At 49.8% G+C, this 25,696-nt stretch carries 17 protein-coding genes; 4 read left to right on the forward strand and 13 right to left on the reverse strand.

Annotation, left to right across the window (positions count from 1 at the left end; genetic code table 11):
* Nucleotides 1-41 precede the first annotated feature (41 nt).
* From rpsA to LVQ79_RS11300, 5 genes are all read right to left on the reverse strand, one after another.
* A complete protein-coding gene (gene rpsA / locus LVQ79_RS11280) occupies nt 42-1,718 on the reverse strand; it encodes a 30S ribosomal protein S1 (RefSeq protein WP_064517522.1) in 1,677 nt (558 codons plus the stop codon).
* Between the two features lie 195 nt (nt 1,719-1,913).
* Entirely contained in the window at nt 1,914-2,600 is a 687-nt protein-coding gene (cmk, locus tag LVQ79_RS11285; RefSeq protein ID WP_232865010.1) for a (d)CMP kinase, read from the reverse strand.
* Nucleotides 2,601-2,850: 250 nt separating this feature from the next.
* Nucleotides 2,851-4,134 carry a 3-phosphoshikimate 1-carboxyvinyltransferase gene (gene aroA, locus LVQ79_RS11290; RefSeq protein WP_232865146.1) on the reverse strand — a complete coding sequence of 428 codons (1,284 nt, stop codon included), beginning with the start codon at nt 4,132-4,134 and terminating at the stop codon, nt 2,851-2,853.
* Between the two features lie 79 nt (nt 4,135-4,213).
* A complete protein-coding gene (gene serC, locus LVQ79_RS11295) occupies nt 4,214-5,299 on the reverse strand; it encodes a 3-phosphoserine/phosphohydroxythreonine transaminase (protein WP_232865011.1) in 1,086 nt (361 codons plus the stop codon).
* A gap of 160 nt (nt 5,300-5,459) precedes the next feature.
* Nucleotides 5,460-6,152: a DUF421 domain-containing protein gene (locus LVQ79_RS11300; RefSeq protein ID WP_232865012.1), complete on the reverse strand. Its 693-nt coding sequence runs from the start codon at nt 6,150-6,152 to the stop codon at nt 5,460-5,462.
* Nucleotides 6,153-6,290: 138 nt separating this feature from the next.
* Between LVQ79_RS11300 and ycaO the strand changes: the two genes are divergently transcribed.
* The 4 genes from ycaO to pflA all read left to right on the forward strand — a co-directional run bounded on the left by ycaO (nt 6,291) and on the right by pflA (nt 12,588).
* Nucleotides 6,291-8,048 carry a 30S ribosomal protein S12 methylthiotransferase accessory factor YcaO gene (gene ycaO, locus LVQ79_RS11305; RefSeq protein WP_232865013.1) on the forward strand — a complete coding sequence of 586 codons (1,758 nt, stop codon included), beginning with the start codon at nt 6,291-6,293 and terminating at the stop codon, nt 8,046-8,048.
* Between the two features lie 405 nt (nt 8,049-8,453).
* Complete coding sequence (focA, locus tag LVQ79_RS11310; protein WP_034494317.1) at nt 8,454-9,311, forward strand: formate transporter FocA; 858 nt, start codon at nt 8,454-8,456, stop codon at nt 9,309-9,311.
* 53 nt (nt 9,312-9,364) lie between these two features.
* The gene (gene pflB / locus LVQ79_RS11315) at nt 9,365-11,647 is read left to right on the forward strand and encodes a formate C-acetyltransferase (RefSeq protein ID WP_151992718.1); all 2,283 of its coding nucleotides are present in this window, start codon (nt 9,365-9,367) and stop codon (nt 11,645-11,647) included.
* Between the two features lie 200 nt (nt 11,648-11,847).
* On the forward strand, nt 11,848-12,588 hold the full coding sequence (pflA, locus tag LVQ79_RS11320; RefSeq protein WP_034494315.1) for a pyruvate formate lyase 1-activating protein: 741 nt from the start codon (nt 11,848-11,850) through the stop codon (nt 12,586-12,588).
* Nucleotides 12,589-12,634: 46 nt separating this feature from the next.
* Here the strand turns inward: pflA and LVQ79_RS11325 are convergent, their stop codons facing one another.
* From LVQ79_RS11325 to LVQ79_RS11360, 8 genes are all read right to left on the reverse strand, one after another.
* Nucleotides 12,635-13,783 (reverse strand): MFS transporter, encoded by a 1,149-nt coding sequence (locus tag LVQ79_RS11325; RefSeq protein ID WP_232865014.1) that lies wholly within the window; start codon nt 13,781-13,783, stop codon nt 12,635-12,637.
* Between the two features lie 287 nt (nt 13,784-14,070).
* A complete protein-coding gene (locus tag LVQ79_RS11330) occupies nt 14,071-14,931 on the reverse strand; it encodes a dimethyl sulfoxide reductase anchor subunit family protein (protein WP_232865015.1) in 861 nt (286 codons plus the stop codon).
* Between the two features lies 1 nt (nt 14,932).
* Nucleotides 14,933-15,550, reverse strand: a complete 618-nt coding sequence (locus LVQ79_RS11335; RefSeq protein ID WP_151992721.1) for a DMSO/selenate family reductase complex B subunit — start codon at nt 15,548-15,550, stop codon at nt 14,933-14,935.
* A 10-nt stretch (nt 15,551-15,560) separates the two neighbouring features.
* Complete coding sequence (gene dmsA, locus LVQ79_RS11340) at nt 15,561-18,005, reverse strand: dimethylsulfoxide reductase subunit A (RefSeq protein ID WP_232865016.1); 2,445 nt, start codon at nt 18,003-18,005, stop codon at nt 15,561-15,563.
* A gap of 353 nt (nt 18,006-18,358) precedes the next feature.
* Entirely contained in the window at nt 18,359-19,651 is a 1,293-nt protein-coding gene (serS, locus tag LVQ79_RS11345) for a serine--tRNA ligase (protein WP_232865017.1), read from the reverse strand.
* Nucleotides 19,652-19,744: 93 nt separating this feature from the next.
* Complete coding sequence (locus LVQ79_RS11350; RefSeq protein WP_232865018.1) at nt 19,745-21,088, reverse strand: replication-associated recombination protein A; 1,344 nt, start codon at nt 21,086-21,088, stop codon at nt 19,745-19,747.
* Nucleotides 21,089-21,096: 8 nt separating this feature from the next.
* Nucleotides 21,097-21,708: an outer membrane lipoprotein periplasmic chaperone LolA gene (gene lolA / locus LVQ79_RS11355; RefSeq protein ID WP_151992725.1), complete on the reverse strand. Its 612-nt coding sequence runs from the start codon at nt 21,706-21,708 to the stop codon at nt 21,097-21,099.
* Between the two features lie 163 nt (nt 21,709-21,871).
* Nucleotides 21,872-25,675 carry a DNA translocase FtsK 4TM domain-containing protein gene (locus tag LVQ79_RS11360; RefSeq protein ID WP_232865019.1) on the reverse strand — a complete coding sequence of 1,268 codons (3,804 nt, stop codon included), beginning with the start codon at nt 25,673-25,675 and terminating at the stop codon, nt 21,872-21,874.
* Nucleotides 25,676-25,696 lie beyond the last annotated feature (21 nt).

Genomic DNA, 25,696 nt, shown 5'->3' on the forward strand with positions numbered 1-25,696 from the left:
ACAAGGGCGGCCGTAGCCGCCCTGATTTAGTGCTCAGACGATTACTCGCCTTTAGCTGCTTTAAATGCTTCAGCCATAGCGTTAGAGAAGTTCGGTGCATCTTCCTGTTTGTTGTTAACAGTAGCGATTGCATCTTTCTCGTCAGCTTCGTCTTTAGCACGAACAGACAGGCTCACAACACGGTTTTTACGGTCAACGCCGGTGAATTTAGCTTCAACGTCGTCGCCTACGCTCAGAACCAGAGTTGCATCTTCAACGCGGTCACGGGAAGCTTCAGAAGCACGCAGGTAGCCTTCTACGCCATCTGCTAATTCAACTGTAGCACCTTTCGCGTCTACTGCTGTTACTTTACCAGTAACGATAGTACCTTTCTTGTTCAGTGCAACGTAGTTGTTGAACGGATCTTCTGCGAGTTGTTTAACACCCAGGGAGATACGCTCACGTTCTGCGTCAACTTGCAGAACCACAGCCGCGATTTCGTCGCCTTTCTTGTATTCACGAACTGCTTCTTCGCCTGCAACGTTCCAGGAGATATCAGACAGGTGAACCAGGCCGTCGATGCCACCGTCCAGGCCGATGAAGATACCGAAGTCAGTGATAGACTTGATTTTACCTTCAACGCGGTCGCCCTTGTTGTGGGTTTCAGCGAACAGCTGCCATGGGTTAGATTTGCACTGCTTCAGACCCAGGGAGATACGACGACGTTCTTCGTCGATATCCAGAACCATAACTTCCACAACATCACCAACGTTAACAACTTTGGATGGGTGGATGTTTTTGTTGGTCCAATCCATTTCGGAAACGTGAACCAGGCCTTCAACGCCTTCTTCGATTTCTACGAAGCAGCCGTAATCAGTCAGGTTAGTCACGCGACCAGTCAGTTTGGTACCTTCTGGATAACGCTTAGCGATTGCGACCCATGGATCTTCGCCCAGTTGTTTCAGACCCAGAGACACACGAGTACGCTCACGGTCGAACTTCAGTACTTTAACGGTAATTTCATCGCCAACATTCACGATTTCGCTTGGATGCTTAACGCGTTTCCATGCCATATCAGTGATGTGCAGCAGGCCGTCAACGCCGCCCAGATCAACGAATGCACCGTAGTCAGTAAGGTTCTTAACGATACCTTTAACTTCCATGCCTTCTTGCAGGTTTTCCAGCAGTTGATCACGTTCTGCGCTGTTTTCGGATTCGATAACTGCACGACGAGAAACAACAACGTTGTTACGCTTCTGGTCCAGCTTGATGACTTTGAACTCAAGCTCTTTGCCTTCCAGGTGCAGAGTGTCACGTACCGGACGAACATCTACCAGTGAACCTGGCAGGAACGCACGAATACCGTTCAGCTCTACAGTGAAGCCACCCTTAACTTTGCCGTTGATGATACCGACCACAGTTTCAGCTTCTTCGTAAGCTTTTTCCAGCGTGATCCAAGCTTCGTGACGCTTAGCTTTTTCACGGGACAGCAGAGTTTCGCCAAAGCCATCTTCAACAGCGTCCAGAGCAACATCAACTTCGTCACCAACCTGGATTTCCAGTTCGCCAGCAGCATTTTTGAACTGCTCAATCGGAATTGCAGATTCAGATTTCAGACCGGCGTCAACCAGTACTACGTCTTTATCGATAGAAACTACAACACCACGAACGATGGAACCCGGACGGGTTTCGATTGTTTTAAGGGATTCTTCAAAGAGTTGAGCGAAAGATTCAGTCATGTTGTTAATCTTCAAGGTTCTTTAGTTTAACGTCCATTTAGCATCCCGCCGAATGGGGTTGTTTCACATACCCCGCCATTGGCTCCATGCCGACAGGGTTTAGGTTACAGGGGTAAGGAACTACCCGATATGTCAGGATACCACTATGGCAATATCATGACAAATATGACAAAACAGACACCAGCGCAATATTGATTATTGAGCTGGTGTTAAAATTTTCTGCGCGTACGTCAACGCTTGTTTGATGACTTCGTCAATGGACATGCTGGTTGAGTCCAGCACCAACGCATCTGCGGCTGGCATTAACGGTGCTACTGCACGGTTACGGTCACGATCATCACGTTCTTTAATTTCTGCCAAAAGGCGCTCAAAGTTAACACTAAAGCCCTTCTCCTGCAACTGCAGCATACGCCTGTGAGCACGCTCTTCAGATGAGGCATCAAGGAAGATTTTTACCGGTGCATCAGGGAAAACGACTGTTCCCATATCACGGCCATCAGCAATCAGGCCAGGGGCCTCTCTGAACGCACGCTGACGGCGTAATAACGCTTCACGTACACGAGGAAAAGCGGCGACTTGAGACGCTGCATTAGCAACCTCCTGAGTACGAATCTCCGCGCTGACATCCTCACCTTCAAGGATAACTTCCAGATTGCCATTACTCGCTACAAAGCGAACATCCAAATGTGCGGCCAACGGAACCAGTGCATCTTCAGAAGTCACATCAACCTGGTGATGCAGGGTTGCTAATGCAAGAACTCGATAAATTGCACCAGAATCAAGTAGATGCCATTGCAATGCTTCCGCCATGGCCTTACACAGCGTACCTTTACCTGCGCCGCTTGGGCCATCAATCGTTATTACCGGGGCGGGTGCCGTCATCGTACTCTCCTCTCGCTGGAATTGCGGACCTAAAATATCAACGCCGCATATTATACGCCGCCAGATTACTGACCGTTATCTTTCCTGCCAATTATCGTAGTTAATGAGGCTGAGTGTAGAAGAATTGCGCAAGTTACGTTAAAAAGCCTGGAAAAACAGCAGGAATGGATACAGAGGATGTGATATCAGAAGGGAAAACTTGTTGAAATCAGCTCCGCCACATTGTGAGGTCGGAGCTTATCTTCAGGTATTAAACCGGGGTGCTAATACGCGCTAACTGCTCAAAATAGTCCGGGAAAGTTTTCGCGGTACATTTCGGATCAAGGATAGTTACTGGTGTGTCGGACAATGCCACCAGCGAGAAACACATCGCCATACGGTGGTCGTTATAGGTGCCGATTTCAGCAACCTGTAGCTGAGCTGGCGGCGTCACAGTAATGTAATCTTCGCCCTCTTCTACCACCGCTCCGACTTTACGCAACTCTGTTGCCATCGCGCTCAGGCGGTCAGTCTCTTTCACACGCCAGTTATAAATATTACGCAGTGTAGTGGTGCCTTTAGCAAACAACGCAGCGGTAGCAATGGTCATTGCCGCATCTGGGATATGGTTCATATCCATATCAATGGCGTTAAGTTCCCCGCGCTCGCAGGAGATGAAATCATCGCCCCAGGTAATTTTTGCACCCATTTTTTCCAACACATCAGCAAAGCGGATATCGCCTTGTACGCTGTTACGGCCAATACCCGTGACTTTTACCGTGCCGCCTTTGATTGCACCAGCCGCGAGGAAGTAAGAAGCAGAAGAGGCATCGCCTTCCACCAGATACGCGCCTGGTGAGGTGTACTGCTGGCCGCCACGAATAACAAAGCTCCGGTAATCACGGTTTTCGACTTCAACACCAAAAGTTTTCATCAGGTGCAGGGTAATATCGATATACGGTTTCGATACCAGCTCACCTTTAATGGTGATTTCGGTGTCGTTTGCCGCCAGTGGAGCGGTCATTAAAAGCGCCGTCAGGAACTGGCTGGAAACACTGCCATCAACCGAAACCTCGCCGCCGCTAAAACCGCCACGTAAACGCAACGGCGGGTAATTCTCCTGCTCCAGATAATCAATCTGAGCGCCGCCCTGGCGTAATGCATCAACCAGATGGCCAATTGGGCGTTCTTTCATGCGCGGTTCACCCGTCAGCACGATGTTATTGCTGCCCAGGCACAGTGCCGCCGCCAGTGGACGCATCGCCGTACCTGCGTTTCCTAAGAAAAGTTCCAGCTCGCCTGACGCTTGTAACGGACCACCCATTCCTGTGACTTCACAACGCGTACGATCGGCGGAAAGTGTGTAGTTCACCCCTAATGCTTTCAGCGCGTTGAGCATGTGACGCACATCGTCGCTATCCAGCAAATTAGTCAGTTCGGTGGTGCCATTAGCCAGTGCTGCCAGCAACAAAGCTCTATTAGAGACACTTTTTGAACCAGGGAGATTAATTGTGCCGTCGACAAGGGCGATGGGTTGTAACGTCAGGGATTCCAGCATGGGGAAAATACTCTCAACTCAAACAGAATAAAAACCCCGCGAAGCGAGTCGCGGGGAGAATAACAACGAGCAACGATTAACCGTGGCGACGTTCGAAGTCGACCATAAAGTTGGTTAACGCTTGTACGCCCTCAAGCGGCATTGCATTGTAGATGGATGCGCGCATACCACCCACTACGCGGTGGCCCTTCAGTGCATGCAGACCCGCGGCAAACGACTCTTCCAGGAACACTTTATCAAGTGCACTGTCAGCTAACTGGAACGGCACGTTCATACGTGAACGGTTCGCCGGAGCGACATCGTTGCGGTAGAAGTCACTTTTATCTATAACACCATATAACAACTCAGCTTTTGCTTTGTTGGTTTTGTCCATTGCTTCAACGCCGCCCTGCTCTTTCAGCCATTTGAAGACCAGACCGGAAAGGTACCAGGCGAAAGTTGGCGGGGTGTTAAACATGGAGTCATTTTCTTTAAGCACGGTATAGTCAAGAATTGACGGGCAAGCTTTATGCGCCTTGCCGAGCAAATCTTCACGCACAATAACCAACGTCAAACCCGCAGGGCCGATGTTTTTCTGCGCACCTGCGTAAACAACACCAAAACGACTGATATCCATCGGGTGCGACAGAATAGAAGATGAGTAGTCAGCAACCACGACTGTATCGCCGAAATCAGGCGTTTCATGAGTCGCGATACCGTCAATAGTTTCATTCGGGCAATAGTGCAGGTAGGCACTGTTTTCAGAAACCTGCCACTCACTCATCGGTTTGATGGCACGCAGGCCGTCGATGGTGACTTTGGCATCAATAACATTCGGAGTGCAGTATTTATGCGCTTCTTTTACTGCGCTACTCGCCCAGTAACCGCCATCAACATAATCTGCGGTAGTTTTGTCGCCCAGCAGGTTTAACGGTACACCAGCAAATTGGCCGCGACCGCCGCCGTGACAGAACAAAACTTTGTAGTTTGAGGGGATTTGCAGCAGATCACGAAAATCTTTTTCAGCTTCTTCAGCGACCTCAATAAACTCTTTACCACGGTGGCTAATCTCCATTACGGAGGTGCCTAAACCTTGCCAGTCGCAGAGTTCATGTTGCGCACGACGAAGCACTTCAGCCGGCAGCATTGCCGGACCGGAACTAAAATTGTATACCTGAGCCATTTCCCCTCACCACGCTTAGAGCAATAAGTTTTATCACGCTATCGGTTTTATCACTCAGATGCAGAGGCTGCAACGGTTAATCAGGCATGGCCAGGTAATGTGCGCAAAATCACACAACATAATCAACTAGTCGCTGAAGTAAACGCCCGATAACTGCCCGTCATGTCACTCGCGTGGCGGTGCTGGCTTTGACCCATTTCAGATGTTTACAACGTGGGCATGCTGCTTTAACGCCCGCATTAAAGGTAAGCACTTCGCTGCAATGTATGCAGGCGTAATCGCCATCTTCAGGAATCACTTCGAAACGTTTGCTGCAATACTCCGGCAAAATAGATAAACCAGGCCGGACAAGATCGTCGGGGAAGTAATAAACGCTAATCTGGCCGTTAGTTTCGAGTATCGCCAGGCGCACCTGCCCCAAATGCTCCACACCATGCAGTCGTAGCTCCATAAAAAACTCAAACTCGGTCATGTTCTGGGCGTTCATTTTCTCCCACGCAAACTCACCATCTTCGATAATGACAGCCGGTTTCCCTTCCAGAAGGTTTTCCAGTTTTTCACTGTGGCTCATCAACCACATGACCAGACGATACAAACAGGCCAGAGTAATGAATACGACAAACACAGGTAGCATCGGGACATCATGATAAAACGCCACATCCCCTGCCGCCGATCCAAGCGTCAGTATAATTAGCACTTCAAAAAGCGACATCTGCCGTACGCCACGCCGTCCGGTTATCTTCAAAAACAGGAACACTAATATAAAGGTGTAGAGACTACGAAAAGCCACTTCCCACAGAAAATCGAGAGGGACTTCGTCAAGAGCCATCCGTTGGAGATCAAAAGTCTTCATTTATACCGCCATAACAGTAGGTTACTGACAGTAAGCATAGCCTGTTATGCTAAGGCCGCCTGCGTGCTGCTGACGATGGCGTCAGTCTGCTAAAACCCGTATCATTGCGCGCTTTGCGTACGACAAAAGTGAAACCTCATGACTCAAACCTTTATTCCTGGCAAAGATGCCGCTCTGGAAGACTCCATCGCTCGCTTTCAGACCAAACTCGCCGATCTTGGCTTTAATATAGAAGAAGCCTCCTGGTTAAACCCAGTACCGAACGTCTGGTCAGTGCACATCCGTGATAAAGACAGCGCGCTTTGCTTTACCAATGGTAAAGGCGCAACTAAAAAAGCTGCTTTAGCTTCAGCGCTGGGTGAATATTTCGAACGTCTGTCGACTAACTATTTCTTTGCTGATTTCTGGTTGGGCAAAACCATCGCCAATGGCCCGTTTGTGCATTATCCAAACGAGAAGTGGTTCCCAATCCCAGAAGATGAGCAATTGCCGGAAGGCATCCTGGACTCTCGTCTGCGCGCGTTTTACGACCCTGAAAACGAAGTCACCGCAGGTATGCTTATTGACCTGCAATCGGGTAATGAAGAGCGCGGTATCTGTGCACTGCCATTCACCCGCCAGTCCGATCAAGAAACTGTGTATATTCCGATGAACATCATCGGCAACCTGTATGTTTCAAATGGGATGTCCGCAGGGAACACCGCAAACGAAGCTCGCGTACAAGCACTATCTGAAGTCTTCGAACGCCATATTAAAAACCGCATTATTGCCGAAAGCATCAGCTTGCCAGAAATCCCGCAGGAAGTGCTGGCACGTTATCCGGGCGTGGTTGAGTCTATTGCAACACTTGAAGCTGAAGGTTTCCCAATCTTCGCGTATGACGGTTCATTAGGCGGCAAATACCCAGTTATCTGTGTTGTGTTATTCAACCCGGCAAATGGCACCTGCTTTGCCTCGTTTGGTGCTCACCCAGATTTTGGCGTTGCGCTGGAACGTACCGTAACAGAACTGCTGCAGGGCCGTGGTCTGAAAGACCTCGATGTATTCACCCCACCAACCTTTGACGACGAAGAGGTGGCCGAACATGCAAATCTGGAAACTCACTTCATTGATTCCAGCGGTCTGATCTCCTGGGATATGTTTAAGCAAGATGCTGACTATCCATTTGTTGACTGGAGCTTCTCCGGCACAACAGAAGAAGAGTTTGCCACGTTGATGGCAATTTTTGATGCTGAAGACCAGGAAGTCTACATCGCTGACTACCAGCATCTGGATGTTTACGCTTGCCGCATCATCGTGCCAGGCATGTCTGATATTTACCCGGCTGAAGACCTGTTACTCGCAAACAATAATATGGGCTATCACCTGCGCGACACTATTCTGGCACTGCCGGGCAGCGAGTGGGAAAAACAGGATTATCTCAATCTCATCTCGCAGTTAGATGAAGAAGGCCATGATGATTTCACTCGTGTGCGTGAACTGCTGGGCCTGGCGACCGGTAAAGACAACGGCTGGTACACGCTGCGTATTGGTGAGCTGAAGGCCATGCTGGCACTGGCGGGTGGCGATACCGAGCAGGCGCTTATCTGGACTGAATGGACGATGGAGTTCAACGCCTCTATTTTCAGCGCTGAGCGTGCGAACTACTACCGTTGCCTGCAAACGTTACTGCTTTTAGCAATGGAAGAAGATCGCCAACCGCTGCAATACCTGAATGCCTTCGTACGCATGTACGGCGCCGAAACGGTTGAAGCTGCAAGCGCCGCCCTGAGTGGCGAAGCTGCATTCTATGGCCTGCAAGCTGTAGATAGCGATTTAAAAGCCTTCCCTGCGCACCAAGCGTTGTTAAGCGCGTATGAAAAATTGCAACGCGCAAAAGCGGCATTTTGGAAATAAAGTCAAAAACTAAAACTCAAGCTACGTAAACCTTAATGTTTACGCTATATTACGGGGCGATTTTTATTGCCCCGTGTTTTTATTGTCAGCATAATAATTTCATATGTAACTCAACGGTTAAATATTGGTGAAATATTATTAAATTATGCTGCAAATATTGTTGTCAAATTATTAAAATACTCCATTCTAATTAACCACTCAACAAAGCTTAGAGGGCAAATATCAAATTACGTTATAAAATTTAAACTTTATTTTTATAATTAGTATCAATACCTTACACTGAAAAACAGGTAAACACCTGCTTTTATCAGGCCTATAAGCTTGGCGAGATATGATCCATATCAATTTTTACTCTATAATGCTTTGTTAGTATCTCGTCGCCGAATTAAATAAGAGAGAGTTAGTGTGAAAGCTGACAACCCTTTTGATCTATTGCTCCCAGCCGCTATGGCGAAAGTCGCCGAAGATGCTGGCGTCTATAAAGCAACAAAACACCCGCTGACTACGTTTTATTTAGCGATCACTGCGGGCATGTTCATCTCGATTGCCTTTGTCTTTTACATCACTGCTACTACAGGTACTGCAACCATTCCATTTGGGATTGCAAAACTGATTGGTGGAACTTGCTTCTCCTTAGGGCTTATCCTTTGTGTCATCTGCGGTGCCGACCTTTTCACCTCTACGGTGTTAATCGTTGTTGCGAAAGCCAGCGGGCGAATCACCTGGGGTCAGCTAGCCAAGAACTGGATTAACGTCTACGTCGGAAACTTGGTTGGTGCATTGCTATTCGTGGTGTTGATTTGGTTGTCAGGCATGTATATGACGGCTAACGGTGCGTGGGGTCTGAATGTGCTTCAAACCGCAGACCACAAAATGCATCACACCTTTATTGAAGCTGTTTGCCTCGGTATTTTAGCTAACTTGATGGTCTGTCTGGCTGTCTGGATGAGCTACTCGGGTCGCAGTTTGATGGACAAGATGTTTGCTATGATCCTTCCGGTCGCCATGTTTGTTGCTTGCGGTTTTGAGCACAGTATCGCAAACATGTTCATGATCCCTTTGGGTATCGTAGTACGCAACTTTGCAAGCCCGGAATTCTGGACCGCAGTTGGGTCGTCTCCGGACAATTTCACACACTTGACCGTACTGAATTTCATCACTGATAACCTGATCCCAGTAACCATCGGGAACATCATTGGTGGCGGTGTACTGGTTGGGTTGACGTACTGGGTAATTTATCTGCGCGGTGGCGATAAGCACTAAGTGCTAACCATTGTTCAGGGAATAAGAAATCCACATTAGAAGGTAGGTGTTAAATGTCCGAACTTAATGAAAAGTTAGCCACCGCTTGGGAAGGTTTTGCTAAAGGCGACTGGCAGAATGAAGTCAACGTGCGTGACTTTATTCAGAAAAACTACACCCCTTACGAGGGTGACGAGTCCTTCCTGGCAGGTGCTACAGACGCAACTACCGCTCTGTGGGACAACGTTATGGAAGGCGTTAAACAGGAAAACCGCACTCACGCGCCTGTTGACTTCGACACTGATCTCGCTTCCACCATCACCTCTCATGATGCTGGTTACATCAACAAGTCCCTCGAAACTATCGTTGGCTTGCAGACTGATGCTCCACTGAAACGTGCAATTATTCCGTTTGGTGGCATCAAAATGGTTGAAGGTTCTTGCAAAGTATACGGTCGTGAACTTGACCCAATGCTGAAAAAGATCTTCACCGAATACCGCAAAACCCACAACCAGGGTGTGTTTGACGTTTATACCAAAGACATCCTGAACTGCCGTAAATCAGGCGTAATCACCGGTCTGCCGGATGCTTACGGTCGTGGTCGTATCATTGGTGACTACCGTCGCGTAGCGCTGTACGGTATCGACTTCCTGATGAAAGACAAATTTGCTCAGTTCAACTCTCTGCAGACCAAACTGGAAAACGGCGAAGATCTGGAAGCAACTATCCGTCTGCGTGAAGAAATCTCCGAGCAGCACCGTGCTCTGGGTCAGATCAAAGAAATGGCTGCTAAATATGGCTGCGATATCTCTGGTCCTGCTAAAAATGCTCAAGAAGCTATTCAGTGGACTTACTTCGGCTACCTGGCTGCGGTTAAATCTCAGAACGGCGCTGCAATGTCCTTCGGTCGTGTATCCACCTTCCTGGATGCATTCATCGAACGTGACCTGAAAGCAGGCAAAATTACTGAGCTTGAAGCACAGGAAATGATTGACCACCTGGTCATGAAACTGCGTATGGTTCGCTTCCTGCGTACCCCTGAGTATGATGAGCTGTTCTCTGGTGACCCAATCTGGGCGACCGAATCTATCGCCGGTATGGGTGTAGATGGCCGTACTCTGGTTACCAAATCTAGCTTCCGTTTCCTGAACACCCTGTACACCATGGGGCCGTCTCCGGAGCCGAACATCACTATTCTGTGGTCTGAAAAACTGCCACTGAACTTCAAGAAGTTCGCAGCTAAGGTTTCCATCGATACCTCTTCTCTGCAATACGAGAATGACGATCTGATGCGTCCTGACTTCAACAACGATGACTACGCAATCGCATGCTGCGTAAGCCCAATGATTGTTGGTAAGCAAATGCAGTTCTTCGGTGCTCGTGCTAACCTGGCGAAAACCATGCTGTATGCAATCAACGGCGGCGTTGATGAAAAACTGAAAATTCAGATCGGTCCTAAAGAAGCGCCAATCATGGCTGACGTTCTGGACTACGATAACGTTCTTGACCGTCTTGATCACTTCATGGACTGGTTGGCTAAACAGTACGTCACCGCGCTGAACATCATTCACTACATGCATGATAAGTACAGCTACGAAGCGTCTCTGATGGCTCTGCATGACCGTGACGTTGTTCGCACCATGGCTTGTGGTATCGCGGGTCTGTCTGTTGCAGCTGACTCCCTGTCTGCAATCAAATACGCGAAAGTTAAACCTGTTCGTGACGAAGACGGCCTGGCTGTAGACTTCGAAATCGAAGGCGAATACCCAATGTTCGGTAACAACGATTCTCGCGTAGATGATATCGCTGTTGACCTGGTAGAACGTTTCATGAAGAAAATTCAGAAACTGACTACTTACCGTAACGCTATCCCGACTCAGTCTGTTCTGACCATCACCTCTAACGTGGTTTATGGTAAGAAAACCGGTAACACCCCAGACGGTCGTCGCGCTGGCGCTCCATTCGGTCCAGGTGCTAACCCAATGCACGGTCGTGACCAGAAAGGTGCTGTTGCCTCTCTGACTTCCGTTGCTAAACTGCCGTTTGCATACGCTAAAGATGGTATCTCTTACACCTTCTCTATCGTTCCTAACGCACTGGGTAAAGACGACGAAGTTCGTAAAACTAACCTCGCGGGTCTGATGGATGGTTACTTCCACCACGAAGCGTCCATCGAAGGTGGTCAACACCTGAACGTGAACGTAATGAACCGTGAAATGCTGCTGGATGCGATGGAACACCCTGAGAAATATCCTCAGCTGACCATTCGTGTATCTGGTTACGCTGTACGTTTTAACTCCCTGACTAAAGAACAGCAGCAGGACGTTATTACTCGTACCTTCACTCAAACCATGTAATTCACGGTTTGTCTGAAAAGGCGTACAATACAAGGCTCCACCTCGGTGGGGCCTTTTCTTATGTCAGAACCGGTTTTGCAAGATAACTGCTACGTTTAAGTTATCTCGCAAAATCGATTCGACGCGGCAATCAAGACTTAGACCGCGCTCAACCTGGTTCTTGCTTTAGGGCATGGACCAATACTGGAGAGAACACCGCAATGTCAGTAATTGGCCGAATTCATTCCTTTGAATCCTGCGGTACCGTGGATGGTCCCGGTATTCGTTTTATCACCTTCTTCCAGGGCTGCCTGATGCGCTGCCTGTATTGCCACAACCGTGATACCTGGGATACGCACGGCGGCAAAGAGATTACCGTTGAAGAACTGATGAAAGAAGTGGTGACCTATCGCCACTTTATGAACGCTTCTGGTGGCGGCGTCACAGCGTCTGGTGGCGAAGCCATTCTGCAGGCCGAATTTGTACGTGACTGGTTCCGCGCCTGTCGTAAAGAAGGCATTCATACCTGTCTCGATACCAACGGTTTTGTCCGTCGCTACGACCCGGTGATTGATGAATTACTCGAAGTGACCGATCTGGTGATGCTGGATTTGAAACAGATGAACGACGAAATTCACCAGAATCTGGTTGGCGTCTCAAACCATCGTACGCTGGAATTTGCGCGTTACTTGTCCGATAAAAACGTTAATGTCTGGATTCGTTACGTTGTTGTACCGGGCTGGTCTGATGATGATGACTCTGCACATCGCCTTGGCGAGTTCACGCGCGATATGGGCAACGTCGAGAAGATTGAGCTGCTGCCATATCACGAACTGGGCAAACATAAATGGGTGGCGATGGGCGAAGAATACAAGCTTGATGGCGTGCATCCACCGAAGAAAGAAACTATGGAACGCGTTAAAGGTATTCTGGAACAGTACGGTCACAAAGTGATGTACTAATCTTGCAGCACTAGCAAAATGGCCCTCGATGAGGGCCATTTTTGTATCAGGCATGGGCAATCGGAGTAGTTTGCGGCCCTGCTTTGCGTAACAGCATTAGTAAGTAGACAAACGCGACGCCGGCTATCATAACGAACAGCAAATTGTCTGAGAAACTTTGCATCAGCATTGAGGTAAACGTTGGGCCAAGCAAGCTGCCTACCGTATAACTGAGCAACAGCGCCTGATTCATTGCCACCAGCTGATGGTGTTCGACTTTCTCGCAGGCCCAGGCCATTGCCACTGGATAAAGCGTAAAACCAGCCGCGCCAAGCACAAACAATGTCGGCCCCATCGCGGCATTAGTCAGCATCGCCATGCAACCCATAATCACAATAAACACCTGAACGCGCAGCACTAACAAGCGACCAAAACGGTCAGCGAGGCGACCTACCGGCCACTGCCCAACTATCCCCGCGCTAACCATCACCGCCATCCAGAAACCAATACCGGCATCGCTGAAGCCTTTGTGGTTTAAATACAGCGGCATCAACCCATAAAGGGAGCCGAGAACAATCCCGGAAATAATGCAGCCGTTCACGCCAAGACGAGCATGTCGCAGGCGCAGCATTGGCCAGACAGGCGTCGCTTGCTGGTTTTCACTTCGATCATTCACAATGCGAGTAAACAATAGCGGAAGAATCGCGGTTAAAATAAGCGCCGTCACCCATGGGAGTACGCTGGATAAATCGGTCGGCATTTTGCTGATCATCAATTGGCCTAACACCGTGCCAACGTAATAAACCATCATGTAGGCTGCCAGCAAGCGCCCACGGTTGTGAGAAGTGCCGCTGCACATCAAGGCGCTTTCAACCACCACCCAAATCATCGCACAGCCGATACCCGCGATGAAGCGCCACATCATCCAGCTCCAGAAACCGGTCATCAGCCCCAATCCTGCACAACCCGCCGCAAAAATCAGCGAGGCAAGATAGTAGCTACGGTTGAATCCCTGACGTTTAATTAGCCATCCGGTCAGCAAAGTACCCACCAAGTTTCCGGTAAAGTACGACGAACCCACCATCCCGACTTGCCAGGTTGGAAGATGTTCATGGGCTAACCAAAGTGGAACCAGCGTATTTAAAACCGCTATCGCCAGGGTCAAAAGCATCAGACCACAGAGCAAAAGCATCACTGGTCGGGTATAGGTGGACATGTAAAAAAACCGCGAGGAAGAGAATAATTTGTGCGCATCATGCCACTGGAAAAAGGATTGTCAATCCAGTGCTGACGGGGCCTGGCACGATTTGAAAACTGTCGATTTGAAAAACTTATCTTACTTGTGAGCAAAGCATATAGACGAAATGCTATCTCTCTGTTTTTGATGGGATCAGGTATTGGGAATCGAAGCGGGTTGGATGAAAATTTTCATGGTAAATCGGATGATATTTTTTTATCCGAAAAGATTAAATGCGCCCGAAAGCGCATTTAATCGAGATGGCATTAACTCGCGATAGCCATACCAACCGTCATATGCAGACCGTAGAACACACCGCGGCCGATTAGCTCACCAACAATAACCAACACGAAGGCGAATGTCAGAACTGCAGGGTTCGCCTGACCACCTTTGAGTTGCGGGATAATCCAACAAGCTAATGCAAGCGCCAGCACCAACAAGCGCCATGACATCAATGCACCGTATTCAGGAACCAGTGCAGATGCCTGCATGATTGAGCTGTGGATTGTCGCTAAATCCATACCCTGCAACATCACAACCATGGAACTTACTACAACAGCCAGCAATGAAATTGCAGGAAGAAGACGCATTCCCCAACCCGTTACACCTGCAACACGCAGCAGTAAGTAACCGAGTAGCGGCCCACCTATAAACATAGTCAGGAAGAAACTGAGCGGCGTATAAACACTATACCAGGTCGGTACGGTATCAATCAGGTAGACCTTACACATCATCCAGACAAAAAATACGCCCAGAACCATCGTCAGCGTCATCCAGATTTTACCCAGTGCCTGCGGCATTTTGCCCAGCACGGTAATCAGCCACCAGAAACCACCCACTGCAAAGAAGACCGAGCCGCTGGCAATTTCATTACTGAGGGCTGATTCCCCGATGCGATTAAGCGAGTTGAAGGCGCGTAGTGGTGAGCCGAGATGCAGTACTGAGGCCATAAAACCAATGCCCATCAACACCCACAGCACGATCATCGCCCAATACACACGCTTTTGCTGTACCCGGTCAGAAACACCAGTCAGCAATGCTAATGCCATAACAATAAAACCACCTGCGACGCACTGTCCTAAAACCGTAAAGACCATTAGTGGCCATTCATGCCATCCGCTGCCCATCTCACACCTCCTTCGGGTTTGCCAGATAACCGGTTTTATCCCCACATGGGCGGCTGTTGGCGTTAGGTTTAATGACAATATTTGGCTTGGTGAAATGTGCTGATGGCAGCGGAGCGATGGCGGCCTGTTCTCCATACTTCGCGCGCAGTTCGGCAATTGGTGCCATATCTAGCGCGCGTAATGGGCAGGACTCAACACAGATGGGTTTCTTGCCTTCAGCAATACGCTCATGACAGCCATCACACTTAGTCATATGACCTTTTTCAGCGTTGTACTGTGGTGCGCCGTACGGGCAAGCCATGTGGCAATAGCGGCAGCCAATACAAACATCTTCATTAACGACCACAAAACCGTCATCACGCTTATGCATCGCACCGCTTGGGCAGACCTTGGTGCAAGCCGGATCCTCACAGTGGTTACAAGCAATCGACAGATAGTAGGCGAAGACGTTTTGCTGCCAAACCCCGTTGTCTTGTTGCCAGTCACCGCCAGCATATTCATAAATGCGACGGAAGCTGACGTCCGGGCCTAAATTTTTGTAATCTTTACAAGCCAGCTCGCAGGTCTTACAACCAGTGCAGCGGCTGGAGTCTATATAAAATCCGTATTGGGTTGTCATCAGCTATTCCTTACGCCTTCTCGACCTGGACGAGGTTACTATGGGATGGATTGCCTTTTGCCAGTGGCGACGGTCGCTGCGTGGTTAACACGTTAATGCTACCCGAGTGGTCAACTTTATTGGCATCAGGGCTATACCAGGCCCCTTCCCCCATCGCGACAACGCCAGGTATTATGCGTGGTGTCACTTTCGCATTGATTTGAACTTCCCCACGTCCATTGAAGATGCGCACTATGTCGCCGTTCTTAATCCCACGTTGCTGTGCATCAATTGGGTTGATCCACATTTCCTGACGACAGGCTGCTTTCAATACATCCACATTGCCGTAGGTTGAGTGGGTACGCGCTTTGTAATGGAAGCCCGTCATCTGCAATGGCCATTTCTCGGCCAGCGGATCGCCAAAGTTTTCAAAGCCCGCGCTGTAAACCGGCAGCGGATCGATGACATCTCCTTCATCAAGTTGCCAGGTGGCTGCAATTTCGGCTAACTGCTCAGAATAGATTTCAATTTTCCCTGATGGTGTCGTCAGTGGATTCGCCGCAGGGTCTTCGCGGAAGGCTTTATACGCCACGTGGTGCCCTTCAGGGTCACGCTGCTTGAAGATGCCAACTTTCCGGAATTCATCAAAGCTCGGTAGGCCAGGAATCGCTTCCTGAGACTGTTGATAGAGATGACGCATCCAGCCTTCTTGCGTGCGCCCTTCAGTGAACTGTTGCTCAACACCCATGCGTTTTGCCAGTTCAGTCGTCATCTCATAAATGGTTTTGCACTCAAAACGCGGTTTGATCACCTGATCGGCAAAAATTACATAAGCCATATTTCCGCATGACGCATCAAGGCAGAAGTCCATCTGCTCAGATGCGGTGCAGTCAGGCAGCAATATATCTGCGTATTTAGCTGATGAAGTCATGTGGTTATCGATCACCACAATCATTTCGCATTTCTTGTCGTCTTGTAGGATATCGTGAGTACGGTTAATTTCTGAGTGCTGGTTAATCAGGCAGTTACTGGCGTAGTTCCAGACCATCTTGATTGGAACATCGAGCTTATCTTTGCCGCGCACGCCATCACGAGTTGCCGTCATTTCCGGGCCACGCTCGATAGCATCGGTCCACAGGAACATCGAAATACTGGTTTGTACCGGGTTTTCCAGCGTCGGCATGCGCACAAATGGCAGGCTGTAAGAACCTTCGCGTGCGCCGCTGTTTCCACCGTGAACCCCTACGTTGCCGGTCAGAATCGACAACATGGCGATGGCGCGGGAAACCAGCTCACCATTTGAGTGGCGCTGCGGCCCCCAACCCTGGCTGATAAATGCCGGTTTCGCCGTGGCAATTTCACGAGCAAGTTTAACAATGCGATAGGCAGGAATACCGGTAATTTGGGCCGCCCATTGTGGCGTTTTTGCCTGGCCATCAGCTCCTTCACCAAGAATATAGGCTTTGTAATGTCCGTTAGCAGGAGCTGTTTTTGGAAGAGTTTTTTCGTCGTAACCGACGCAGTATTTATCGAGGAACTGCTGATCGACCAGATTTTCAGAGATCATCACCCACGCCAGTGCGGAGATAAGCGCGGTATCAGTACCGGGGCGAATCGGAATCCATTCATCTTCACGGCCTGCACCAGTATCGGTATAACGCGGGTCAATGATAATCATGCGCGCATTGGATTTTTCGCGCGCTTGCTCGAGGTAATACGTCACCCCGCCGCCACTCATACGCGTTTCACCCGGGTTATTCCCAAACAACACGACAAGTTTACTGTTTTCAATATCTGATGGACTATTGCCATCCGCCCAGCCACCGTAGGTGTAATTCAGGCCAGCGGCAATTTGCGCGGTAGAATAGTCGCCATAATGGTTCAGATAACCGCCGCAGCAGTTCATCAAGCGGGCTATTAATGTTGACCCTGGCGGCCAGGAGCGAGTCATCGTTCCACCCAGCGTCCCTGTACCGTAGTTCAGGTAAATAGCTTCGTTGCCATGCTCTTTAATGATGCCTTTCATACTGTTGGCGATGGTGTCGAAAGCTTCATCCCAACTGATTTTCTCAAATTTGCCTTCCCCTCGAGCACCAACGCGCTTCATCGGATATTTCAGGCGATCGGCATTATAGACACGGCGACGCATTGAGCGGCCACGCAAGCAGGCACGAACCTGATGCAACCCTTCATAGTTGTCATCACCGGTGTTGTCTGTCTCTACATATTTGATTTCACCATCCGCCACATGCATACGAAGTGGGCAACGGCTACCACAGTTTACTGTACAGGCGCTCCAGATAACTTTTTCAGCATCTGTTTGTGTATCAGCGGCGGACTGTGCAAAAGCCAGGCGGCTAAAGGGAAGTGTTAATGCTCCACTCGCAGCAGCAAGACCACCGATAGCTGTGGTTTGCACCAGCTTACGACGACTCACTTGTGCGGTAAGGACCGCATTAGAAGTTTTCTCTTTCATAATGACCCACTTGTTTAGTGCTCACATTTAAACAAGCTGGCAACGGTTGCTGACTAAATTGCGGCACGCGTGTCCATTGCTCAGCCCAAAAGAGAAAGGAGTGTTTTAGGCTATGTCAGGGCCGCTATTGGTAGTCCAGTTACATCATGTAATCTGAAACTATCAAATGATAAGGACGCCGAATGAATTGTATTAATAATCACCACTCTCTTTCTGGGAGAGATAATACCCATATAGGGGTATTTGTTATTGTCTGGTGTCAATAAAGGCAGATTATCTATGGGAATGAGAATATTTACGGCATAAAAAAAGCGCCCGCAGGCGCTTTTCAAGAATAAAATAGCACTAATATATTAGCCGATGAACTCAAGCCCTTTCATGTAAGGACGCAGCACTTCAGGAACTTCGATACGGCCATCAGCCTGCTGGTAGTTTTCCAGCACAGCAACCAGTGTACGACCTACAGCCAGACCAGAACCGTTCAGTGTATGCACCAGACGGGTTTTCTTGTCTGCTTTGCTGCGGCAGCGAGCCTGCAAACGACGCGCCTGGAAATCCCCACAGTTGGAGCAAGAGGAGATTTCACGGTAAGTATCCTGCCCAGGCAGCCACACTTCCAGATCGTAAGTTTTGACCGCGCCAAAGCCCATATCTCCAGAACACAACAACACTTTGCGGTATGGCAGGTTCAATAACTCCAGGACTTTCTCAGCGTGGCTGGTCAACTCTTCCAGAGCTTCCATAGAGTCTTCCGGACGCACAATCTGCACCATCTCAACTTTATCGAACTGGTGCTGACGGATAAGGCCACGGGTATCACGACCATACGTTCCCGCTTCGGAACGGAAGCATGGGGTATGTGCGGTCATTTTCAGCGGTAAAGTATCTTCATCGAGAATTTCATCACGCACCAGGTTGGTCAACGGCACTTCTGCGGTTGGGATCAACGCGTAGTTGCTTGCATCAGCCTCTTCTTCCAGCGGACGAGTATGGAACAAGTCACCGGCAAATTTCGGCAATTGGCCTGTACCATAAAGCGTGTCGTGGTTTACCAGATACGGAACATAGTTCTCAATATAACCATGCTGCTCAGTATGCAGGTCAAGCATGAACTGGCTCAGAGCGCGGTGCAGACGAGCAATTTGCCCTTGCATCACAACAAAACGAGCACCGGTCAGTTTAACCGCAGATGCGAAATCCAGGCCTTTAGCCATTTCGCCCAGCGTCACGTGGTCACGTACTTCAAAATCGAATTTACGCGGCTCACCCCAGCGGCAGATTTCAACGTTTTCGCTGTCATCTTTACCCATCGGCACGCAATCGTCCGGGATGTTAGGCAACGTCAGTGCAATGTCGCGGATCTCTGCAAGCAGGACATCAAGCTCACTTTTCGCTGCATCCAGCTCTTCACCCAACTGGTTGACTTGCAAACGCAACGGCTCGATGTCTTCTCCACGCGCTTTCGCCTGGCCAATGGATTTCGATCGCGAGTTACGTTCAGCCTGCAGATTTTCAGTTTTTACCTGCAACACTTTACGACGCTCTTCTAAAGAGCGCAGCGTTTCTACATCCAGCTTGAAGCCTCGGCGTGCCAGTTTTTCAGCGACTGCGTCTGGCTCTGTACGCAGTAGATTGGGATCGAGCATGCTTATCCTGTGCTTATCGAATTAAATGAAGGGGATGCGGCCACAGACTGCAACCACAGTGATAGTTTTCCTAACCTTACCGCAACGTCTGCTTTAGCGGTAGCGTTTTGTCGGGCTATTTTGATCCTGTTCAGCAAGCCAGGCGAGCTTTTCACCAATCTTGCCTTCAAGACCTCTGTTTGTCGGCTGATAATAGCGTGTTTGTGCCATTTCCTGTGGAAAGTAGACTTCGCCGGAAGCATAGGCGTTAGGCTCGTCGTGAGCATAACGATACTCCTGGCCATAACCCATTTCTTTCATCAGCTTGGTTGGGGCATTACGTAAGTGAACCGGAACGTCATAATCCGGGCGTTCCCGAGCATCCGCCATTGCTGCTTTGAATGCTGTGTAAACCGCATTACTTTTAGGTGCACAGGCTAAGTAAACAATGGCCTGAGCGATGGCGCGTTCCCCTTCCGCTGGGCCAACACGGGTAAAGCAGTCCCACGCAGAGATAGCAACCTGCATGCCACGAGGGTCAGCATTACCTACATCTTCTGAGGCAATCGCCAGCAAACGACGAGCCACATACAAAGGATCACCGCCTGCCGTGATAATGCGCGCGTACCAGTACAAAGCCGCGTCAGGGGATGAACCGCGAACCGATTTGTGCAATGCAGAAATCAGATCGTAAAAACGATCGCCTTTGTTATCAAAACGCGCGCTGCGTTCGCCCGCGATTTCAGTCAATAGAGCAATCTGCAAAACGCGATTGCCACTAGAATCGACTTCGGCCATGTCGGCCATCATTTCCAGCGTGTTTAATGCACGCCGGGCATCGCCGTTGACGAGTTCTGCAATAGCAAGACGCGTGTCATCGGGCAGAACAATGTTTTGCCCACCATAGCCACGAGCGGCATCGCTCATCGCCTGGCTCAAAACTTTTTCAATGTCTTCCGTGGTCAGCGATTTAAGCAAGTAAACGCGAGCACGCGACAATAGTGCAGAATTGAGCTCGAATGAGGGGTTTTCAGTGGTTGCGCCGATAAACGTAATCGTGCCGTCTTCAATGTGTGGCAAAAAAGCATCTTGCTGGCTTTTGTTGAAGCGATGGACTTCGTCGACAAACAGAATCGTTCGCCGCCCGGCGTTGCGATTCTGGCGCGCACGTTCTATGGCTTCGCGGATTTCTTTGACGCCTGAAGTGACAGCCGAAATGCGTTCTACATCGGCGTCAGCATAGTGAGCAATCACTTCAGCAAGTGTGGTTTTGCCCGTACCTGGTGGTCCCCATAAAATCATCGAATGAAGATGCCCCGCTTCGATTGCTTTAGGAAGCGGTTTGCCAGGGGCTAGCAGATGTTGTTGACCAATGTACTGCGCGAGGTTCTCCGGCCGCATACGCGCAGCCAGAGGTTTGAAGGTATTCTCAGAAAAATCGAGCGACAGGTTGCTCACTGATACCCCTACTTACGTTGATCGTCCACCGTCACGCCTTTAGGCGGGGTAAACGTAAACTTGCTCATATCCACCGCACCATTTTGCTGAGTTTTCAGCGCATAGCTGCTGCGTTGATCGTCTTGCTCAATCGCACTGAACTGATGGATAGTACCGTCGCTTCCGACATTAATAGTGAATTGCTTGAGATTACCTGCACTGGTTTTTGGCGTAAGTACAAAATCATCACCGCTTTGTTTAATGTTGTATTGCTGCCAGTCACTGCTCTGGTTACGCGCAATCAACATGAACGGTGTATTACCGGTTGCATCCTTCAGCCAGGTTGCGCTGACTTGCTCAACAAACGGGTTGTAGAACCACAAGGTTTTGCCGTCAGAGACCAGAATACTTTCATCAGGTTGAGTCATGTGCCAGTTGAAAAGGTTTGGACGTTTAACCCACAAGTCCCCCTGACCTTCCTGAACAGCCGCGCCACTACCATCAGTCACTTTCTGCGTGAAACTGGCGTGGAAGCTGCTGACCTTATCCAGACGCGTTTTCAGGTCGCCTGCGGCATCAGCCCAGGCAGCGGTTGCGGTAAGAGCGGTCAACAAAGCACAAGTAATAACGATTTTTTTCATTATGATCCCTTTAAATTCACGCACCACAAAATGAATACACAGTGGCGTTTCTGCTGCCCACTCTAGTTGAGAGCTATTCTGAAGCAACAGAAGAATAAGCTGATTTTCCGGTAATTTACCCTTCTTTGCAAAAGAGCCGCAATCACGACTCTTTTGCACAGGGTTACTCAAATGGCGGTGGGGCAAGCACTTCGCGGTTACCATTATGCCCTTGGGGACTCACGATACCCTGCGCTTCCATCTGCTCAACGATTCGCGCCGCACGGTTGTAGCCAATGCGGAACTGGCGCTGAACGCCGGAAATAGACGCTTTACGTTTTTCAACCACAAACGCGACAGCCTGATCAAATAACGGGTCGAGTTCTTCATCACCGTCAAGACCGCCACCTGCACCGCCTTCACTTTCGGTATCTGAAGTAATACCGGTGATATATTGTGGGCGACCACGCGCTTTCCAGTCCTGAACGACAGCATGTACTTCCTGATCGCGGACAAACGCGCCATGTACACGCACTGGCAGTGTTGAGTTTGGCCCGGAATAGAGCATATCCCCCATTCCCAGCAGTGACTCAGCACCGGCCTGGTCAAGAATGGTACGGGAGTCAATCTTACTCGACACCGTAAACGCTACACGCGTAGGAATGTTGGCTTTAATCAAGCCGGTAATCACGTCTACCGATGGACGCTGGGTTGCCAGCACTAAGTGAATACCCGCGGCACGCGCTTTCTGCGCCAGGCGAGCGATCAACTCTTCAACTTTCTTGCCTACCGTCATCATCAGGTCAGCAAATTCGTCCACCAGCACCACGATATACGGCAGTTTTTCAAGCATTGGATGGGCAATTTCCATGCTGTCGCCCGGTTTCCAGAACGGGTCTGGAATCGGACGGCCCATGCGTTCAGCTTCCAGAACGCGTTCGTTGTAACCCGCCAGATTTCGCACGCCTAACGCAGACATCAGCTTGTAACGACGTTCCATTTCGTTAACGCTCCAGCGCAATGCATTGGCAGCATCTTTCATATCTGTAACGACTTCAGTTAACAGATGTGGAATGCCTTCATACACCGACAGCTCAAGCATTTTCGGGTCGATCATGATAAAGCGCACTTCGTCAGGTGTGGCTTTATACAACATGCTGAGGATCATGGCATTAACGCCAACGGACTTACCTGAACCGGTCGTACCGGCTACCAGCAAGTGCGGCATTTTCGCCAGATCGGCAATGACAGGCTCGCCACCAATATCTTTGCCCAACACCACGGTTAACGGTGACGTGCTTTCGCGGAATTTGGCACAATCGAGCACTTCGCGCAGGTATACGGTCTGGCGTTTTTTGTTCGGTAATTCCAGGCCCACGTACGGTTTACCCGGAATAACCTCTACAACACGCACCGCGACAGTCGACAACGAACGCGCAAGGTCACGAGACAGGTTAGAAATCCGCGCAGCTTTAACACCCGGCGCTAAATCAAGTTCAAAGCGCGTGATTACCGGACCTGGAGAGTAATCCACCACATCGGCTTTAATACGATAATCCGCAAGACGAGCTTCAACCAGACGCGCCATTTGCTCAAGAGCAAAGGTATCTACTGGCTCAACTTCCGCAGGTGGCGAAGTCAGCAAGTCCAGAGATGGCAACGGCGTGGTTGGGCGCTGCAATGGGCGATCGTCACCATTACGCATCAGGAAAGGATGGATCAAACTTTCATGAATCTGCGCCTGTGGCGCCGCTACGGGTGCAGAAGGTGCTGGCGGCTGTTGCACATTGTGTTGCGGCGGCGGTGCAGGCTGCCAGCTTTGCGGCTGCTGAACAGGCACAGCCTCTTCAATGTGACTCGGCGTAAATATCGGTTCGCCTGGCCCCTCGTTTACTAGCGTTTTCATTGGTGAGAAATCAAAATCATCCAGTGAGAACGGTACATTGTTTGGCTGTTGTTGACTCGCTGGCTGCTGATTCGGTTGCTGCTGAGGTGCTGAATAACGCTGTTGCTGCTGGGCAGCAAACTGACGCGCCAATTCTGCCTGCTCGGCCTCATCCGCATCCTGCTGCAAAGAGTTGTCTTCATACTCTTCGCCATAACGCTGCTGCTGTTGGGCTGCGAACTGACGCCCAAGCTCATGCTGTTCTATTTCTGCGTCATCGTCAGCATAGTCGTCTTCAATATCCATACCATTCTGGCGACGCGCTTCTTCTTCAGCCATACGCTGAGACGGTAACTTAATTCCATAAGAGGCGAGTTCACGGCGAGTCGGTACACGCACACGATTTGGGCGTGGCAACTGCGGGCCAATCCCCTCTTTTGTCTGCGGACGTGGCGCATCACTGGCAATGCTGAATACCGGGCTAAAGGCAGCCACAGCACTGGCAGCTTTTGCCGCATCTTTGACACCCTGAGGAACAGGGGGAGCCGCTACGACAGTAACCTCAGGCACAACGCCAGAGAAGCCCTGAGGAATAGCTGGCGCTTCAAAGCGTGAAGAATCCGGTACAGATGTTGATGCAAATGCCGGGGAGCTGTCATACCCATAAGGATCGGGTTTCGGCTCACTAACCGGTTGATACCAGGCCGCCAGTTGTTCACGCTCACGAGCACGTTTGGCTTCTACTTCTTCAAAATGATAGATAGGCGGACGAACGGCTGGCTTTACCTCTTCTACAGGCTCAGGCTCAACAATTGGTTGTGCTGGGGTGGGGTCGTAATAAATTGGCTGAACTGGAGCTTGTGCAACAACAGCTTGTTCAACAACAGGCTGAACTATTTCTGGCTCTGCCCAATGGCTGGTCACCTGTTGAGGGCTGTATTGTTCAGCGGCACGAGGCGCGTGATAACTTTCAGGTGTCGGCGCAAGCACTGGCTCAGGCGTCACAGTAGTCGGTGCTGGTTCCCAGGCAATTGCAGGAGTCTCTACTACTTCCGGCGCAGGTGTAGCGACAGGAGGCACGGTTGCTGTTGGCATCACCGGGGCGGCGTATGCTGGGTTCGCCATAGCGGCAGCAGCAGCGACCGGCGCAACGATAGATTGCCCATGTAATAACGGATCGTACTCATCGTTTTCCGACAGTGTTGCTTTATTACCAGAGAAAAGTACGTCATCCTCAGACTGCGTAGCTTTATTTGGCGAGAACAAAACATCATCTTCGGCATCATCCATACGCTTGCCAGAAAACAGCGCTGAATCTGTTTTGCGTGCATTTGGATTGGCGAATTTTTCTGAAATGCGCTGCTTGCGAGCCAATGCGCCACGCAAAATACGCGCACGACGAGACTCACGCTTTTCTACTGCTGGTGCGTGTTCTTCATCATGTTCTTCTTCGTCGTAATCATCATCCTGCCAGGTGTTATCCCGGCGAGTGCGGTTGCTGGCAAACGTCAGCACGCTTAAAGTCGCGCTACCAATTTTCTCAGCGATCCCGACCCAAGACCAACCAGTAAACAACGTTAACCCTGCCGCCCACACGCACAAAAGCGCAATAGTGCCGCCACTGCTGTTGAGCAATGGCATCATGGCAGTGCTCAGCAAGCTACCAATTACCCCGCCAGAGGCAAAATACCAAATATCATCGGCGTTAATCGCAGCAAGGCCACAGGCGGTAAGAACCATAGCCAACACGCCTATCAGGCGTAAGGAAACGGCAAAATAATCAATAAACTCTTCGTTATCCCGATTGCGGAAAGTAAACCAACACGCACCGATAATGATAACCGGGATGGTGTAGGCCATTACGCCAAAAATAAACAACAGTGTATCGGCCAACCACGCGCCAGGCATCCCACCTAAATTATGGATAGGTTCATGCCATGCGGTTTGTGACCAACTGGGATCGGAAGGATTAAAACTAAGCAGCGCTACCATCAAATAGACGGCAAAAATGGCAACAAGGAGCAGTAAGGCTTCTAATGCCCGACGCCCGCTGCTGAGTTTCCTCAATGTAACTTCTTTTTCTTCGGTGTATTCCTGGCTCAAGTAAGACTCTCCAGGTCCTTA

The organism is Buttiauxella cochleicola, from assembly GCF_021282405.1.
GTDB lineage: Bacteria > Pseudomonadota > Gammaproteobacteria > Enterobacterales > Enterobacteriaceae > Buttiauxella > Buttiauxella massiliensis.

Bases quoted from the DNA above. Each gene is read 5' to 3' on its own strand.
- serC (WP_232865011.1), bottom strand. From the start codon at position 5,299: ATGGCTCAGGTATACAATTTTAGTTCCGGTCCGGCAATGCTGCCGGCT.
- pflB (WP_151992718.1), top strand. From the start codon at position 9,365: ATGTCCGAACTTAATGAAAAGTTAGCCACCGCTTGGGAAGGTTTTGCT.
- lolA (WP_151992725.1), bottom strand. From the start codon at position 21,708: ATGAAAAAAATCGTTATTACTTGTGCTTTGTTGACCGCTCTTACCGCA.
- LVQ79_RS11300 (WP_232865012.1), bottom strand. From the start codon at position 6,152: ATGAAGACTTTTGATCTCCAACGGATGGCTCTTGACGAAGTCCCTCTC.
- serS (WP_232865017.1), bottom strand. From the start codon at position 19,651: ATGCTCGATCCCAATCTACTGCGTACAGAGCCAGACGCAGTCGCTGAA.
- pflA (WP_034494315.1), top strand. From the start codon at position 11,848: ATGTCAGTAATTGGCCGAATTCATTCCTTTGAATCCTGCGGTACCGTG.
- rpsA (WP_064517522.1), bottom strand. From the start codon at position 1,718: ATGACTGAATCTTTCGCTCAACTCTTTGAAGAATCCCTTAAAACAATC.
- LVQ79_RS11330 (WP_232865015.1), bottom strand. From the start codon at position 14,931: ATGGGCAGCGGATGGCATGAATGGCCACTAATGGTCTTTACGGTTTTA.
- cmk (WP_232865010.1), bottom strand. From the start codon at position 2,600: ATGACGGCACCCGCCCCGGTAATAACGATTGATGGCCCAAGCGGCGCA.
- ycaO (WP_232865013.1), top strand. From the start codon at position 6,291: ATGACTCAAACCTTTATTCCTGGCAAAGATGCCGCTCTGGAAGACTCC.
- dmsA (WP_232865016.1), bottom strand. From the start codon at position 18,005: ATGAAAGAGAAAACTTCTAATGCGGTCCTTACCGCACAAGTGAGTCGT.
- LVQ79_RS11325 (WP_232865014.1), bottom strand. From the start codon at position 13,783: ATGTCCACCTATACCCGACCAGTGATGCTTTTGCTCTGTGGTCTGATG.
- LVQ79_RS11335 (WP_151992721.1), bottom strand. From the start codon at position 15,550: ATGACAACCCAATACGGATTTTATATAGACTCCAGCCGCTGCACTGGT.